Here is a 16,832-nt window from a genome sequence, read left to right as displayed (position 1 = left end):
TTGGACCGCCTAATAGATTTGGTGTGAAGAATAAATCCGCAATTGCCTCTTATTTGCTTTGCTGGAGATAGTTAAAGCCTTGGTTGCGGATTTATTTAAGTTGCCGCTGAATATGAGTGGTCGCCAATCTCAGAAATTAACACCATAGATCTCGCCGTCCACAAACTCGAACCTAAGGCGGACGCATTCGTAGCGATGGACGGCAATTGATGCATTTTTCCACCTAAGAATGTGTTCTTCGCAGTCTCCTTGGACTGGTATCGAGTCATTTAGGTGAAAGCCAGGAAGCTTTCTGCCAAAAGCGTCGCATAATTCAGCTTTCAACCAGCCCCGGATGTTTGCATCAACGCCTATTTCTTCGCGGGAAGGGAAAAATGGGTCGGTAATGAACCCACCTAGCGTGCGTCCAGCACTTAAGCCAACAAAACGGTTTTTTGCAAAGCAAGACCCCATAGTCTTAACTCTGTGAGTCTTTGCATTGTGCGGGTCGGGTGTTCCAAAATAGAGCACCAACCATTGGTTGCCCAGGTCTACCCAAGAGTTTGCGGCATAAATGCCCTTTGTATCCATTGCTCCTGAGCCTTCTTCCGAACGAGGAATCCAACCTCCGCGGACGGGGCGCTCCCAATAGCTTCCGTCGTGCGAAAAACAAAGGTCAGTGTCCATCGTTTGCTGCCCGTCTTCAACGCGATAATAACCTAGCATGCCTATCATAATGTCTTCATGCCACTGGACGGCTAAAAAATAGAATTGCAGATCCCATGGGTCGCGGTCGTCGGGCATTAGAATGAGCTCAGGGTTACTCCAATTTATGCCATCTTCGCTTAGGCGTCGGTGGATAAGACGGTGGATTCCCGGCGCGTTGTCCACGTCTACCCGTCGGTCTGGTATTGCTGGATGAAGCCAGACAGAATAACACTCAAAGCGGCCAAGCTGGTCGTTGAAATAAACATGCGTCGAGTCGTTTGTCCAAAGGCGTTTGCGCGCCAGAACCTCGCTTTGTGAGAGCGGAATTTCTATCATCTTTTCAGGGCTTAGTCCTTCAGCTAGCTTCCATAGGCCGCCGTCATGCGGATGGTATAGGGCTGGCTTCTCAACATTTGGCACGCACCAGCGTAAGCCGTCTTCACTTTCAGCGATTAGGTAGCGCAGATGCCCTTCTCGATGCTTCCAAAAGTACATACGCCATCGCCCATCTGGTAGCTGTAGAACTTTTGGGTGCGTGAGGAATGTTTGGTCGTGGATGCCTTCGAAGGAGATAAGGTTAGTGTCATGTCCGTCAATCTCTACCTGGCCTAGGAGTTTTGGCGTCCAGTGGAAGGCATTGGACGATTCCCAGATGCCGATGCGCATCCCCGATTGTCCTATAATATTAGCCGTACCATAAGCCCGATATGTGCCATCTTCCATAGGGAGTGGGTCGCACAGCATTATGTTTTCGAAATTCGGTCCAGGGCTTTCAATCTGGCATTCTACCTTCTTTACCGGTGCGTAGACATGCCGTACCCCAAATGCGCTGGCAAGGAGCTTTTCGGGAAAAAATAATTGGCGGTGAGAAATCTCTCCCTTTGGAAGACGAGTAATTGTTGGTAAGTATTTTCTCACTTTTGAATTCCTCCATGATTTGTGGATGGATATACTGTCGCCACCGCATGGCAGGCTATGCCCTCACCTCTGCCGACAAAACCGAGCCCCTCGGATGTCGAGGCTTTTATGTTCACTTGGTCACGACTGATTCCAAGTCCTTTCGCGATTTCTGCGCGCATTTCGGCAATTCGAGCCGAAATTTTGGGGCGCTCGGCTAGTAGCATCACATCAACATTTCCTACCGCCCAGCCTTCACTTGCAATCAACTTGCCGACCTCTGCCAATAATTTTGTGCTTCGGATGTCTTTGTACTTTGGGTCGGTATTTGGAAATAATTTTCCAATGTCCCCAAGGCCAGCAGCTCCGAGAACGGCATCCATTACTGCGTGCAGCATTACATCTGCGTCCGAGTGACCAATCAGTCCTTCCTCACTCTCAAACTCGATACCACCTAAGTATAGCCTTCTACCTTTTTTTAATTGGTGGACGTCGTATCCATAGCCAACTTTGGTTTGAAAACAATATGGAACTCTCTTACTCAAGATTGCCTCCGCAATTATGAGATCTGTTGGTGTAGTGACCTTTATGTTTTCGTGCGAGCCAGCGACAAGGACGACTGGGATGCCGATGCGCTCAACCAGGGAGGCATCGTCCGTACCGTAGAATCCATCGGCATATGCGCGCTCGTAAGCGGCAGTAATTACCTCTCGCTTGAAAGTTTGAGGGGTTTGAACTGCGTAAAGCTTGTTGCGGTCTAGCGTGGATTCAACCAATAGTCCGTTAGTGGAGGTTTTAATTGTATCCGTGACGGGTACTGCTGCCACCGCGGCGCCATAGTCCTTTGCAGCTTTAATTGAATCTTCGATAATCTTAGAGTTTACTAAGGGACGTGCTCCGTCATGGATAACTATAATTTCCGCATCAGAGGAGATTGAGCTAAGGCCATTGCGGACAGAATCTTGCCGCTCTTTCCCGCCCGCAACTACTTGTTTAACTTTCTTGATGTCATAGTCTTTCAGAATTTGCTTTGCATGAGGAACGTCGTCTTCTCCGACAACAAGTACAATCTCACCAATAGAAGGGGATAGTTCAAAAGGACGGAGTGTAAAGACAATGAGTGGTTTACCTAGTAGGGGGACGAAAGCTTTGCTTATCCCCCTACTTAATCTTCTTCCGAGGCCGGATGCTGGAATAATTGCGGATATTGCGCTCAATCAACTCATCCTCTTCTTCCTGAACGGCTTTGAGGTTTGCAAAAATCATTTTTCCCGCTACAGTCTGTAGAACGCTAGTGACAACTACGTCGATGGTCTCGCCGATGTGTTTTTTTCCGCCCTCCACAACAATCATTGTACCATCGTCTAGATAAGCGATTCCCTGATTAGACTCCTTGCCCTCTTTGATTATAGAAACCGTTAGTTCCTCACCTGGAAGCACTACCGGCTTGAGCGAATTAGCTAATTCATTTACATTGAGGACGGTGACACCATGAAGTTCTGCCACCTTGTTTAGGTTAAAGTCGTTGGTGACAATACAACCGCCGATGTCTTTTGCGACTTTTACCAGTTTTTCGTCAACCTCTTCAGCATCTGTTGGGTCAACTGTCTCAAAGCTTTTTACAATCAAGTTCAGCTCTTTTTGCATTTGGTTGAGAATGTCTAAGCCTCGGCGGCCCCTAGCTCGCCTAAGGAAGTCTTCCGAATCGGCGATATGCCTTAGCTCCTCTAATACAAAGTTCGGGACGTAAATTGTCCCCTCAAGAAATCCTGTGCGGCAAATATCTGCAATTCGACCGTCAATTATGACGTTCGTGTCGAGAACTTTTGGCTTCTGATATTCCTTGGTGCCTAGTTCGCTGACTCGCGCCAGCCCAGGAAAGTAATGCCTAAGCTCGTCTTTGATACTCATGGTTGTCCATACCGAAATGTACATCAGTGCGACAAAGACGACTATAGCTAGGAACCAATAAGCATCACCTGCTCGGCTGGATATGAATGGCACGAATACGATGCTTAGTAATAAGCCAATGGAGAGCCCTAGGAATAATGCAATCTTATCGATGCCGTCCATGTGCTCGAATTTCTTGCTAAAGCTGACTAGATTGCGGAAAACCACCGAAGCTATGAGGATTCCACCAAAAATTCCCATTAGTACAAGGGCTGTGGTGATTATTATGGCTCTAACCTGATGGAATGCGTACCACTGGAGCCAGCGCTGTACGAACGTCATTTGGTTAATCTCTGCACGGCCTAGACCAGGCTGGTGCATTCCCAACAGGTCGTCGGTAATGCGCATGTCAGCTATAGGCTTAATTACTAACCAGAGGACAAGTATGATTGCGGCTATTGCAAGAAGAATCCAAAATGGCCTTGCTGACAAGTTTTCACCCCCTTATCTGTCAACTTCACCTAGGACTATGTCAAGACTGCCAATGATTGCAACAGTGTCAGCTACTTTCCAGCCTTTCATCATTTCTCTAAGGGCTGCCAAATTAATAAACGATGGTGCTCGCCAATGGAGACGATATGGGTTAGTAGAACCATCGCTAATCAGGTATACACCAAGATCTCCTCTTGATGATTCGATATGGGTGTAGACTTCTCCTGCAGGAGGTTTTAGCACCCTGGGTACTTTGGCAGTATACTCGCCTTCAGGGAGCATGTCGAGTGCCTGTTCAACGATTTTCAGGCTTTCCCTAATTTCGCCAGTTCGAACTAGATATCTTCCTAGACAGTCTCCCGAAGTTTGCGTTACTACTTTGAAGTCCAAACGACCATATACTGAATATGGGTCATCCTTTCTGACGTCGAATGGCACGCCTGAACCGCGCAAATTTGGTCCGCTCATTCCATAATTAACAGCATCTTCGGCTGAGATACAGCCGACTCCGCGTGTCCTAATTAAAACTATTTCATTCTTGCTGAAGAGATCGTCTATCTCGTCCATCCGGGCAGGCATCTTTTTTAAGAAAGCCCTACATTTTTTGTCAAAACCAGCCGGCAGGTCACGCGCCACGCCTCCAGGTCGGATGTAGTTGTAGGTTAAGCGTGCTCCACAGGCCATCTCGAACAGGTCAACGATATCTTCTCTCTCGCGGAAGGCATAAATGAACGGTGTGCTGGCTCCGAGATCAAGTCCAAAAGCTCCTACAAATACAAGATGGCTAGCAATGCGATTTAGCTCCATCATAATAACTCGGATAAACTCAGCACGTTCAGGGACTTCGATGCCCATGAGCTTTTCGACTGCTAAGGCATAGACTTCATTGTTCAGCATTGAGGAGAGGTAGTCCGTTCGGTCGGTAAGGGTGACAAATTGAAGGTATGAACGCTTTTCGGCTAATTTTTCGATGCCCCTGTGGAGATAGCCTATATCTGGTTGGGCGTCAACAACTATCTCTCCATCCAGCGTAAGCACTACCCTGAGCACCCCATGTGTACTAGGGTGCTGGGGGCCCATACTTATTTGAATTTCTTCAGTTTTTAGTGTGTTTGTAGGCATATTCTAGACCATCTTCTTCATACTTGAATTACTCTTTGTTTATTGTTCTACATAATCCTTTCTCAGTGGGAAGCCCTCCCAAGTGGGTTCGAGAAGTATTCTCTTGAGGTTTGGGTGTCCGTCAAATCGAATGCCAAACATGTCGAAGACCTCTCGTTCCTGCCAATTAGCTGCATTCCAAACCGACGTAATCGATGGCACTTCGCAGTTCTCCTTGTCAGTTTTAATTTTTAAAGTTAGGAAGTGCTTCTTTTCGATTGAGTAGAGATGGTAAACGATGTCAAATCGGTCGGGCCACTCGACAGCCGTGAGCGACATCAGATAGTCAAAGCAGAGGTCTGGATTTTCTTTTAGGAATCGGCATACCTTTACAATATCGCTGGCTTTGACTGTGAGCGTTGGTTTGCCGGAGACTTCCTCGAATGCTTCGCTTGAGTTGGGGAAGCGTTCTTCAATTATGTTTTTTATAGTTTCCAAGGTCATTTTTTTTTCGACAAGTTCAGTAATAAAGTGAAAGTAGCAGATTTCTCAAAACCTGCTAGCAATTGCTAACAACTACTTTTTAAGTGATTTTCTTTCTATTGCTTTATTGCTTCCACATTATGTTTTTTTGTTGCGATAGTCTCCTTACGGATTTTCTCGCGGAGTTTTATGCATGCGTGGAGGAGCGCCTCTGGTCTCGGCGGACAGCCGGGAAGATAAACATCAACCGGTATAACTTCGTCAACACCCTTCACGACACTATACGAATCGTAGAAAGGTCCGCCTGATATTGCACATCCTCCCATCGCAATCACATATCTTGGTTCTGCCATCTGCTCCCATAGGCGGCGTATTCTGGGTGCCATTTTTTTTGTGACTGTACCGGCGACAATCATTAGGTCGCTCTGTCTTGGCGATGCTCGGAACATCATGCCAAATCTGTCGAAATCAAACCTGGCTGCTCCAGTTGCCATCAGTTCAATTGCACAGCATGCGAGGCCAAAGAGCATGTACCAAAGGGAAGATGTGCGTGCCCAATTTAATACTGTATCCAATGAAGTAGTAATTATGTTTCCCTCTGGTAGCTTCTCAGCTATTCCCACCGCAGAACTCCCTTCCACCACGCATATATGAGCCCGATTAACAGGATTGCAATGAAAATCATCATTTCAATAAATGCAAATACAGCCATGTTTATGTGTCCGAATTGCATGGCCTTTAGGCTCTTTAAAACTGCAGCCCAAGGGAAAATAAATACGGCTTCGACGTCAAAGATGACAAATACCAGTGCGAATATGTAGTAGCCGATGCGAAATTGCTTCCATGCATCACCAAAAGGAACCTCACCGCACTCATATGTTTCTCTTTTTGAGCCCACAGACTTGTGCGTAGGCCTCAGCGCCCATGAGAGCCACATGGCTATAACGCAGAACGCAACTCCAATTATTACCAATAGCCCAATATATGCGTAATTGTTTTGCATCGGTTTAGCCCCAAAAGCAATAGAACACACAAAGAAAACATGATTCCAAGTATTATATCATATCCGAAAAATGTATGCTAGAGACTATCATTTCCTCTTATTGGAATCTTACTTGACCAAAACTCTCTTATTTGGTATTGTATTTGCAATTAAACGATAAGGAGAAGCGCGAAAATGAGCATGCCTGTAAAGATTGGCTTTGTTCCCGCAAACAGGCGTTATTTTTCAACCGAGCTGGCGCTGAAAATGCGGGACCAGACTCTCAATGCGTTTGGAAGGCTTGGTGTTGAGGTAGTTGTCCCTGACAAGAATGTGACGGAGGCTGGGTGCGTCAAGAATCGAGACGAAGGGCGCAAGTGTGGCGAACTTTTCCGCTCAGCTGGAGTTGACGGTATAATCATCGGCGCAATGAATTTCGGCGATGAACAAGCATGTGTCACAGCGGTCGAGGGCTCCGGCAAAGTCGTTCCAGTAATGATCTTTGGCTGTCATGAGGAAGAAGTTCTTCGCCCCAATCTTCCAAGACGCGATGCCTTCTGCGGACTTCTCTCAATAGCCGAGGCACTACGCCAAGCAGGCATAAAATACACCATTGCTCAAACTCCGATTTGTTATCCCGGTGAGGACGGTTTTCTTACGGAGCTTGACCATTTTATACGTATCTGCAGAGTAATAAAGGGAATGCGCGGAGCACGCATTGGTCAAATAGGACCGCGCCCAGAGGCGTTCTGGACCTGCCGCTATGATGAGAAAATGCTTCAACAGATAGGTGTTACAGTCGTTCTGAAGGATCTATCGGAGCTCCTGGGTGCGGCGAATCGGCTTAATGACAACGAGCCTGGAGTGCAGGCAAAGATGCAAGACATCCAGGCAAAGATAGATACATCGCTCATTTCGCCTGATATACTTCTAAAGATTGCGAAGTTTGAACGAGCTCTTGAAGATATGATTGTCCAGTTCGATATGAATGCAGTGGCAGTCCAATGTTGGAATTCGCTCCAGCTTAACTACGGCATAGTCGCGTGTGGAGTGCTTGGGCGGATAGGAGATGCTGGCGTACCAGTTGCGTGCGAGGCAGATGTGCTCGGCGCACTCTCGATGTATGCACTTACGCTTGCATCAAATTCATCAGCAGCATTGCTCGACTGGAACAATTTACACAACAGCGATCAGGAATTGGTGAATCTTTGGCATTGTGGCGTTTTTCCACCCTCTTTTGCCAAAGAAAAGCCAAAAATGAACGTGCAGGGAATCATGAGCAAGCACATAGGTCCAGAGATATCAACCGGTGTGCTAGAGCTTCGAGTGAGGCCAGGGTCAGTAACCTTGTGCCGAGTAGCACAGGGACTTCCAGGAGAGGGTTGGAAAGCATTTATCGCACAGGGATTCTTCGAGGGACCAGCGGCGACTTTTGGTGCCGGGGCGTGGTGTAGGATTCCGCGGCTCCAGCATATCTATCGCGACATTCTACTCGATCATTTTACACATCATGTAGCGGTTACTCGTGGACATGTTGGAAATGTGCTCCATGAGGTGTTTGGAAACTACTTGGGTATGGCGGTGTACCATGGAGGGCAAGCAATACCCGGCGTATATACTCGCCAGGCGCCATTTGAATTTGTGAGAACGGATTGAAAGGTATAATCATATTTTATTGCTAGTATTAAGGAGCTATCTATGGATTGGATGCTGTGGGCGATTGAAGGATGCGGTTTTCTGATTTTGTGCATCTGGATTGCTGTACCCATAAGTGAATTCAGACAGATCGCTAAACGACTCAAGGAAGAGCGCTGAGACGAAGAAGTGAACTTTTATCACAAGGTTTAGATTATGACATGGGTTGACTATGCTATTATCGGCATATTCCTCAGCGGTCTTGCGTTGGCGGGATTAACGCTCTCGAAGCTTATCAGGCACTCGGATGACATATTTGTGGCTGGTCGGCAGTTGACTCCTTTCATCCTCGGGGCTACGATAACCGCTACTAATCTTAGCATGTTCCACTTCATCTCCATGGGAGGAATCGCATTTCAGAGGGGCATCTCGATTATCTGGCAAAATTGGACTGGCAATATGGCGTTGGTATTGTCGGGGCTTTTTGTCATACCAATCATGCGTCGTTTGCGAGTACGTTCAATTCCAGAGTTTCTAGAAATCCGATACAGTCGCTTTTTGCGTGTATTGGTTGGTGCCTTTTGGGGGATTAGGCTTTGCATATTTCTTGGAATTTTTCTTTATGTTGCAACGACAACAGGCATTCAAATCACCGGCTGGAACAACCCATGGGGTTGGCTGATGGTTTTCTCACTAATTGCAATCATGTATTCTGCGATTGGCGGCGCATGGGCGGTTGCAATTATGGATTCCCTCCAGTTTGCGCTGATTATTCTGGGTGGGTTAATCACTCTCCCAATCGCTGTTCACTTGGCAGGAGGTACGCCAACACTGATTAATTGGCTTCAAACCCATGGGAAGCCAGTACATGTCCAACTGGTGCCTGCTGGAGCAAGCGAATTCAATTGGTTGTTTATACTTGCGATACTCTTAATTTCTACAAAGTGGGCAACCGTAGACCAAGTAATACTGCAGCGTGCACTTGGAGCAAGGAACCCTCGAATTGGAGCGCAAGGAATGGTTCTATCGGGCCTGATAACAACCCCGCTTGCTTTTCTTTGGATACTTCCAGGCGTCGCTTTGGCAAAAATACATCCCGGGCCTATAGAGAACCCTGATCATGCGATTCCATGGTTCTTGGCTACATATCTGCCGCAGGTGGGAAGGGGCATACTTGGTCTTGTGCTTTGTGGATTGGTTGCTGCACAGGTTTCAACCATAACAGCGGATATCAATTCGGTCGCTACTTTATTCGCAAATGATGTATTTCGAGCGATGAAGCGAAAGGAGCCAAGCCAGCGCCAGTTAATATATGCAGCTAGATTTAGCTCTCTTATTTGTGGAGCGCTTATGCTTTGGGTAGCGTATTATCTACTCATGCATTCTGTTTCCGGTGCTGTCAGAGCTAATCTAACAGTCGTTGGAATAGTGGACCTGCCGTTATTTGTTGTCACAGTAATTTGGGGATTGATGTGGAAACGTACAACCTGGCAGGGGGCAATGGCGGGATTTTTTATGGGTGGCTTGGCTGGCATTCTTACATACCTGGTGGTGACTCCAACGTATTTCCAAAATATTCTATATCCTTTGATGAGTGCTATCCCTGGCAAAGTTGATGTATGGGCGGTCGGCTGGCATGAAAGATTGAAGCATCTAGAGCCCGCCCTCAGGAATATCGCTCCTTTTGTTAGCTCGGGAACGGCATTAATTGTTACGCCAATCGTTAGCCTTCTAACAAAGCCTGCGCAAAGCGAAGGGCCTGTCAGAATTTGGACGTATTTTCGCAAAAGTGCTGATGACGAGAAAGATGTTTTTCTACTGATTCCAAACAGTTTCCGCGGCAAGATTGGTTTATCATTGGTAATCGCTGGGTTCCTAGCATTTCTTTTTGGAGCTATTTCGGCATCTTGGGGTTTTTCGCTGGCAACCGCAATGGCTGTTGGTGGAATGTGTGTGCTTTTTATTGGCGGCGTGCTTCGCGTTTGGTCTGAGTAGTCAAGGCATTCGGAATATAAGAAATTAATGACTTTTACCCAGGCTGCTAGGAAAAGCCTCGGCAACCGCAGAAGTCTGCTTTGAAATTATACAACCAACCTTTGATTTCTTCTGGCGAAAGACAACGCAGTTCAGCTATTAGCCCAATTTAGTGTTTATGCTGTTTGGCCAAGCAAAAAGTGGGTATTGACTTTGGCATGTTAGGGTAAAAAGTAAAAGGGAATTGCGCTTGGTTTTTCGAAAAAAAAGCATATAAAATGAACCGTCGTGAAGCACTTTCTGCAATCGGAAGATGTATCTTAGGTTCAATAGCAGGATTGTTGGTTGGCGAACATCTGATGGCATCGCCTAAGCTTAAGTGCACGCCATTGATTTTGGGTCCGCTTTGGTGGATGGATCCTGCCGAGTCTGCAAAATGGGGAATATCAGGCTGGCGGGATGAACTCGACCACCAACGTAGAATCGGCTTCGACCTTCTTTGGCTTACCAATGCACCTTCGGCGCTCGACCATCAGGGCAATCCTTTGGATGAACTCATGAACTTGTGTGCCAAACGGAAGGTAAAAGTCATTCTGGATACCGGTTCTACAGGGAAGTGGTATATGAAATCCGATTTAAAAGACGAACTAGAATTCTGCACAAAAAATGTTAGGCAACTTGGTGAGCGCTTTGCAGGTCATCCTGCATTTTATGCATGGTACATACCTCATGAGGTTTATATGTGTTGGGGCAAATTCGCTGAATTGATTGAAAGTTTCTACTCTAAGCTAACTGAAAGCTGCAAAAGGGCGGCGAATCTTCCTGTTACACTTTCGCCCTTTTTCATTCTAGACCGTGAAAAAGTTTTTGGCGATTTTAGGTATAACGAACCTGATGAGTACCGTCAATATTGGACTAAACTAATAAAGCAGAGTGGCATTGACGTAATAATGCTTCAAGACAGCGGTGAGCATTTTTTCTTATGTCACAAATGACCAACGCAGGCCTTTTTTCGAGGCTATGTATAACGCCTGTCGTGATTCGAATGCAAGGTTTTGGGGAAACGTTGAAACTGCTGAGTACGTTTGTTAAAATAAAGAAGAGTATATTAGATTATATGGACGCGTGCACCATTCGGAGGCAAAAGGGCTTTCATGGAGGCCGGTGCCAATAAATCGTCTGAAAGAGAAGCTAATGCTTGCAGCTGAGTTCTCAGAGCGTATTGTCACATGGGGTTATCGTGAATTTTGCCGGCCTATTCTCGGTCCCGTGGCGAAAAAATGGTATGATGACTATAGAAACTACGTAATTTCTTTGGCAAAAAAAGACAGCCAGTCAAATTTAACGCCGGGAAGGTAGGTTGATATGAACCTAGCAGATATCGGTGAAGAAGTCCTGATTGAGCATCTAATGAAGGAGTTTAGTCTTCCCACATCTTCAGAAGGGCTTGTTGTTGGCGTTGGAGATGATGCGGCTGTGCTCGACCTCGGCGGTCCAATGCTTACGATTATTACCACTGACATGCTTGCTGAAGGCATTCACTATCGCCTTGATCTAGTCACTCCATATGAACTAGGCTGGAAATCGGTGGCGAGCAACATAAGCGATATCGCTGCTATGGGAGGACTTCCAACCTGGACGCTGATATCTCTCGGATTGAAGCCCGATACTGACATCGGCTTCGTAGATGAAATTTACAGGGGCCTTGTTGAATGTGCCGAGAGATTCGAAAGTAAAATTATCGGAGGAGATACTATTTCCGTAAGGCAGGACTCGGTGATTGGTATATGTCAGATGGGTAAAATTGAGCCCAACCTCATCGCACGACGGTCCGGTGCAAGTCCTGGCGACCGCATTCTTGTAACAGGCTGGCTTGGGAACTCAAGGGCAGGCCTGGAACTCTTGCTGAGGTTTGGTACGGAGGAAGCTGCGCAGCTGCATGGGTGGCTTGTGGGCCAGCATCTGACGCCAATTCCACGAGTGCTCGAAGCTCATGCTGCTGTTGCAACCAACGCGATTCGGGCGATGATGGATATAAGCGATGGATTGGGTGCTGACCTTCCAAAGTTGTGCAAAGCAAGTGGCGTTGGCGCAATAGTATATGCTAGCAAACTACCGATAAGCAGTGATCTCCAGTCGGCTGCAGAAAGGCTAGGAATGGATACACTCGAGCTCGTTGCCGGCGGCGGAGAAGACTTCGAACTCCTCATGGCGGTTAGACCACATGATGTTAAGAAGGTCATTAAGGCTATTAAGGAAGGCACTGGAACTCGCGTAACCGAAATTGGAGAGTTCACAGAAGACAAAACAGTTGAGATCGTCATGCCTGATGGTTCAAGAAGGCCTTTGTGGGCAGGGTGGGAGCACTTTAAAAGATAACATCTAACTTGATGATTTCTATGGATTACCCTTTGACTGATGACACGTCTATCCAAAACATTTTATACATACTCTTCTGAGGAGACCGAGTTGCTTGGTGAACAAATCGGTCGGGCGCTACAACCTGGGGTTGTTGTTGCACTAATCGGCGAACTTGGCGCAGGCAAGACGACGCTCACTAAGGGAATTGCGCGGGGTCTTGGTGTCACCGATCTTGTCCACAGTCCTACTTTTACACTTATCCACGAGCACAAAGGGCGCGTTCCAGTATACCACTTCGATCTCTACCGCTTGGAAAGTCATGAGGAGATGGAAGATCTCGATTATGAGAGCTACTTTCGCGGCGAGGGGGTTACAATTATAGAGTGGGCTGAGAAGATTCCAGGCATACTACCAAGCGACCGATTGGAAATACGTATCTCAGAAAAGAATTCCACCCGCCGTTTTGACCTAATAGCCACGGGTACCCAATCTGAAGAGGTGCTTGGGCGTATATCTACTTGATTGCTACTGGGAGCGTTGACTTCCAGGAGCGCGGCGCGTTTGTGGGGGCACGAATAAGTGTGGTAGAAACGCCTTTCTAGCTTCTTCTACAACAAATACACTGCTAGAAACCGCTACCATAAGTGCCCACTCCGATAGGTTCAGAGCCATCGTGCGAAATATTGTTTGGAAAAATGGTAAATGCACTGATGCAATCTGGGCAACTGCAGATGCAGTTGCGCCAGCCAGCAAGTATGGATTAGTTAGCACGCCAATTTTGAACAGTGAGTAGCGACTCGATCGAACGTTCAACGCATTAAATGCTTGGAAAAGCGCCATAACTACAAAGGCGTAGGTTCGCGCTTTCCATACGCTTATGTTTCCAAGCCCCCAGTAGTAAAGCGAGAAGGTTCCAATTAGCATGAAAAGTGCCACAAAAACTATGTTGCTAACCACGTAGCGGTTAACTATGCGCTCCCTTGGATCTCTAGGCGGTTCTTTTAGCAAGCCTGGTTCTTTTGGTTCAAACGACAGTGGAGCTGTGCAAAAGCCATCAGTGACTAGGTTGATCCAAAGAATTTGCACCGGAAACAAAGGTAATGGAAGACCAGACAGAATTGTAGTTAGGTATATGAATACCTCGCCAGTGTTTGTTGAGAGCAAATATTGAACAACTTTGCGAATATTTGCGAATATAGAACGGCCTTCTTCGACAGCTGATACGATTGTTGCGAAATTGTCATCAAGAAGTATCATGTCGGCTGCTTCTTTTGCTACGTCTGTGCCGCTGATTCCCATTGCTATTCCGATGTCAGCACATTTAAGCGCCGGAGCATCATTTACGCCATCACCTGTCATAGCCACAATATGACCGCGCTCTTTTAATGCTTTAATAATTCGAAGTTTGTGCTCCGGTTCTGCCCGTGCAATTACGGCAATTCGGCCGATCGCTTGTGAAAGGTCTTCATCGCTCATCTTATCCAACGTCGTGCCCTCTACAACCCTCATCCCTCTGTCTAGAAGGCCGGTTGATTCCGCTATTGCACGCGCAGTATTTGCATGGTCGCCGGTTATCATTATGACGCGAATTCCAGCTTCCCTTGCTTGCTTGACTGCAATGGGTGCTTCTTCTCTGGGTGGATCCATCATGCCCACTGCTCCAAGGAAGACAAGGCCCGACTCGACATCCGAATGACTAATTGCTTCCTGTTCGGACGGAAGTTCTTTATAGGCAGCCGCAAGGACCCTTAAAGCTTCCTCCGTCATCTTGGCATTTCGAGCCGCAAATTCAGCGGCTTTGTCGGAGGTGAGTAATAGCACTTCATTGTTTTTAAGGTAGGTTCCACTCATTGCAAGTATTTTTTCAGGAGCGCCCTTTATATATACGATTTTTCGTCCATTTGGCAGAAGGTGGAGTGTAGCCATATATCTTTTTTGGGGATCAAATGGTAATTCGCCAATTCTCTTTTGCTCATCTTCTAATTCATGCTTCCGAAGTCCAAGCTTCTCGCCCGCAACCACAAGTGCACCTTCAGTTGGGTCGCCAACAATGCGCCATGTGTTATCTTCAAGATGAAGCCGTGCGTCATTGCACAATACTAGTGCCTCAAAGAGTTTTCTAATCCCTACGTGATTTTTATCAATTTCTTGGTCTCCAATGAGAAACTTGCCAATTGGTGCGTAACCTTCACCAGTGACTGTGAACGCTTCCTCTGGGGTATAGCCCGCACGAACTGTCATTTCGTTCTTTGTTAGTGTGCCTGTCTTGTCGGTACAGATTACGGTTGCAGACCCCAGAGTCTCGACCGCTGGGAGCTTGCGGATAAGTGCGTTGCGTCGTGCCATTCGTTGTACACCTGCGGCGAGGACAATGGTTATCACTGCTGGCAAGCCTTCGGGAATAAACGACACGGCTACTGCAACGCCAGTAAATAATATGTCATAGAGGCTAAATGCTTGAAGCAATCCGGCGGCAATGATAATTACAGCGATGACGATGCCCAAAATTCCGAGGTGTGTCCCGAGAACTGCAAGGTGCTTTTGAACTGGCGTCAATTCCCTCGGCTCGGCTGCTATGTTTAAAGCAATTTGGCCGATTTCGGTATTTACGCCAGTGGCGGTAATAATTGCTTTGCCTCGACCATAGACGACTGTTGTTCCTAAATAAACCATATTCCTTCGGTCTGCTAAAGGTGTATCTGGAGGAAGTGGTTCAACACTTTTGTCAACCACAAATGATTCGCCGGTTAGGTTTGACTCGTCCACCTTAAAGTTCATTGCTTCGAAAAGCCGGGCGTCGGCTGGCACGCGCTCACCCGTAGTGAGAAGTATCACATCACCAGGCACAAGTTCACTAGTGGGAATGTTCATCTCTTCTTCATCGCGCAGTACGGTTGCTTGAGGTGCACCCAACTTTTTTAAAGCTTCAAGTGCACGTTCAGCCCTGTATTCCTGAAAAAAGCCAATAAATGCGTTTAGAAGTAGGACTGCCATTATCACTCCGCCATCAATAGGATGGTTTGTGATAAATGAGAACGAGGCTGCGATAAGCAAAATGTAAATTAGAGGGCTTCGAAATTGGCCTAAAAAGATTGTAAAATGTGAAGGCCGGGGAGCTTCAGGGAGCTCATTTTGACCAAATTCTGCTAACCTTGCCTGTGCCTCAGCAGTTGATAGACCGTCTGGAGAGCTGTTTAGGTGTTCGAATACCTCACTAACGGTCATTGCGTGCCAGTTTTTTATTCCTATTCCCCCAGTTCTATCCTCTGTTTTGCTCATTAGACATCCTATGTAGAACTTGCAGGCGATGTTTAACCTGCTAGGCAGTCTCTAGTTCTCAAATAAGCGCTTTTGACCCACGAAGCGTTCGGCTATTTTGAGGATTAACTTCCTCTTCTTCTCTGAGATGACTCTTCCTGAGAGAATTATAGAGAATTATATTGTTACCGTCAACTGGGATTTCGATGTTTCCGCCGCCAAGCTTTGGCTCAGTTATCAAATAGTCTCTTATGGTTAATGTAGTTGACTCTTACTCGGCAGTTATAGTAATGGGTCGCTTGATTTCGGGTTCATGGGCGCTTGGTACCACAATTGAGGTAACCTTTGGTGGCTTTGAATCATCTTTTTGCACTATTTAATCCTCCCAGGCTTGATGTCATCGATATTTATATTCCCTGTTTAGTTTGTGTGCAGTCGCAGAAATGAACTTGAGCACCAAAAATAAAGCTTTTTTGCTAATCGGCTGTCTGACTAAAGGTTCACGAAATCTTCACTTTTTGTTCTTTTATTCTCCCATATGCTGAGGTCTTGTAATAATGGGAAGGCTTTGGCGAACGTTCCAATTTGCGAATGCTGAGAAAATTAGTGAACATTCATTCCTAAACCCTGTTATTTAGAGGTAATTATATGCTTACTGCAATTCAGCGCAGGGCTATCCCCCTGCTTTTTAGGTTGACGGATGAGGAGATTGCCGAGAAGTTGAGAATAAGCAAAAGGATGCTTGATGAGTGGAAAAGGAGCCCTGATTTTGCCAACGCCATATGCGATTATGTCAAAGAAAATCGCCGTACGGCACTTCGGTTACTTTCTGAGCGTTATGTAGAGGCTGCCCGTGAACTCGAAAGCCTCATCAAGTCGGAAGATGAAAAAATAAAATACAAAGCAATTATCGACCTCCTCAAGGCAAGCAATCTTTTAAAGGACGCGGATGTCCATGAGAATGATTCAATCGAACAAATTCTCCGGCAGATTGAGGCTAAAGAATCAGGTGAGGATGATGACTCCGGCGAAGAGGATTAAACTTGCGGATTTGCTTTGGGGTTGGAAGCCC

Annotated in this window: 16 protein-coding genes; 7 read left to right on the top strand and 9 right to left on the bottom strand. The window is 46.6% G+C overall.

All coding sequences use genetic code 11. The features are described from left to right. Positions 1–129 precede the first annotated feature (129 nt). The 7 genes from K6T99_04640 to K6T99_04610 form a co-directional block, all read right to left on the bottom strand. Positions 130–1,605, bottom strand: coding sequence for a hypothetical protein (locus K6T99_04640; GenBank protein ID MCL6519095.1), 1,476 nt, complete (start codon positions 1,603–1,605; stop codon positions 130–132). Beyond that, complete coding sequence (ispD, locus tag K6T99_04635; protein MCL6519094.1) at positions 1,602–2,780, bottom strand: 2-C-methyl-D-erythritol 4-phosphate cytidylyltransferase; 1,179 nt, start codon at positions 2,778–2,780, stop codon at positions 1,602–1,604. The genes K6T99_04640 and ispD overlap by 4 nt, the downstream gene beginning before the upstream one ends. Continuing rightward, positions 2,746–3,882 carry a TRAM domain-containing protein gene (locus K6T99_04630; protein MCL6519093.1) on the bottom strand — a complete coding sequence of 379 codons (1,137 nt, stop codon included), beginning with the start codon at positions 3,880–3,882 and terminating at the stop codon, positions 2,746–2,748. Before K6T99_04630 ends, ispD begins: the two co-directional genes overlap by 35 nt. Positions 3,883–3,978: 96 nt before the next feature. Further along, positions 3,979–5,088: an NADH-quinone oxidoreductase subunit D gene (locus tag K6T99_04625; GenBank protein ID MCL6519092.1), complete on the bottom strand. Its 1,110-nt coding sequence runs from the start codon at positions 5,086–5,088 to the stop codon at positions 3,979–3,981. 39 nt (positions 5,089–5,127) lie between these two features. Continuing rightward, complete coding sequence (locus tag K6T99_04620) at positions 5,128–5,571, bottom strand: NADH-quinone oxidoreductase subunit C (GenBank protein ID MCL6519091.1); 444 nt, start codon at positions 5,569–5,571, stop codon at positions 5,128–5,130. Positions 5,572–5,666: 95 nt separating this feature from the next. Continuing rightward, positions 5,667–6,173 carry an NADH-quinone oxidoreductase subunit B gene (locus tag K6T99_04615; GenBank protein ID MCL6519090.1) on the bottom strand — a complete coding sequence of 169 codons (507 nt, stop codon included), beginning with the start codon at positions 6,171–6,173 and terminating at the stop codon, positions 5,667–5,669. Beyond that, positions 6,164–6,553 carry an NADH-quinone oxidoreductase subunit A gene (locus K6T99_04610; protein ID MCL6519089.1) on the bottom strand — a complete coding sequence of 130 codons (390 nt, stop codon included), beginning with the start codon at positions 6,551–6,553 and terminating at the stop codon, positions 6,164–6,166. Before K6T99_04610 ends, K6T99_04615 begins: the two co-directional genes overlap by 10 nt. Before the next feature lie 174 nt (positions 6,554–6,727). Here K6T99_04610 and K6T99_04605 point away from each other — a divergent pair, with 174 nt between their 5' ends. From K6T99_04605 to tsaE, 6 genes are all read left to right on the top strand, one after another. Continuing rightward, complete coding sequence (locus K6T99_04605; protein ID MCL6519088.1) at positions 6,728–8,188, top strand: hypothetical protein; 1,461 nt, start codon at positions 6,728–6,730, stop codon at positions 8,186–8,188. A gap of 195 nt (positions 8,189–8,383) precedes the next feature. After that, positions 8,384–10,162 (top strand): sodium:solute symporter family protein, encoded by a 1,779-nt coding sequence (locus tag K6T99_04600; protein MCL6519087.1) that lies wholly within the window; start codon positions 8,384–8,386, stop codon positions 10,160–10,162. Positions 10,163–10,419: 257 nt separating this feature from the next. Further along, positions 10,420–11,136: a DUF4434 domain-containing protein gene (locus K6T99_04595; GenBank protein MCL6519086.1), complete on the top strand. Its 717-nt coding sequence runs from the start codon at positions 10,420–10,422 to the stop codon at positions 11,134–11,136. Positions 11,137–11,305: 169 nt separating this feature from the next. After that, positions 11,306–11,500, top strand: a complete 195-nt coding sequence (locus K6T99_04590; protein MCL6519085.1) for a hypothetical protein — start codon at positions 11,306–11,308, stop codon at positions 11,498–11,500. Between the two features lie 6 nt (positions 11,501–11,506). Beyond that, positions 11,507–12,520, top strand: coding sequence for a thiamine-phosphate kinase (gene thiL / locus K6T99_04585; GenBank protein ID MCL6519084.1), 1,014 nt, complete (start codon positions 11,507–11,509; stop codon positions 12,518–12,520). 39 nt (positions 12,521–12,559) lie between these two features. After that, positions 12,560–13,024, top strand: a complete 465-nt coding sequence (gene tsaE / locus K6T99_04580) for a tRNA (adenosine(37)-N6)-threonylcarbamoyltransferase complex ATPase subunit type 1 TsaE (GenBank protein MCL6519083.1) — start codon at positions 12,560–12,562, stop codon at positions 13,022–13,024. A gap of 3 nt (positions 13,025–13,027) precedes the next feature. Here the strand turns inward: tsaE and K6T99_04575 are convergent, their stop codons facing one another. Both K6T99_04575 and K6T99_04570 read right to left on the bottom strand, forming a co-directional pair. Continuing rightward, on the bottom strand, positions 13,028–15,781 hold the full coding sequence (locus K6T99_04575; protein ID MCL6519082.1) for an HAD-IC family P-type ATPase: 2,754 nt from the start codon (positions 15,779–15,781) through the stop codon (positions 13,028–13,030). Positions 15,782–15,839: 58 nt separating this feature from the next. Beyond that, the gene (locus K6T99_04570) at positions 15,840–16,001 is read right to left on the bottom strand and encodes a hypothetical protein (protein MCL6519081.1); all 162 of its coding nucleotides are present in this window, start codon (positions 15,999–16,001) and stop codon (positions 15,840–15,842) included. A 407-nt stretch (positions 16,002–16,408) separates the two neighbouring features. Between K6T99_04570 and K6T99_04565 the strand changes: the two genes are divergently transcribed. Beyond that, the gene (locus K6T99_04565) at positions 16,409–16,801 is read left to right on the top strand and encodes a hypothetical protein (GenBank protein MCL6519080.1); all 393 of its coding nucleotides are present in this window, start codon (positions 16,409–16,411) and stop codon (positions 16,799–16,801) included. Positions 16,802–16,832: the final 31 nt, after the last annotated feature.

The sequence above is a fragment of the Armatimonadota bacterium genome, from assembly GCA_023511795.1.
GTDB lineage: Bacteria > Armatimonadota > UBA5829 > DTJY01 > DTJY01 > JAIMAU01.
This window is presented reverse-complemented; position numbering and strand designations above follow the sequence as displayed.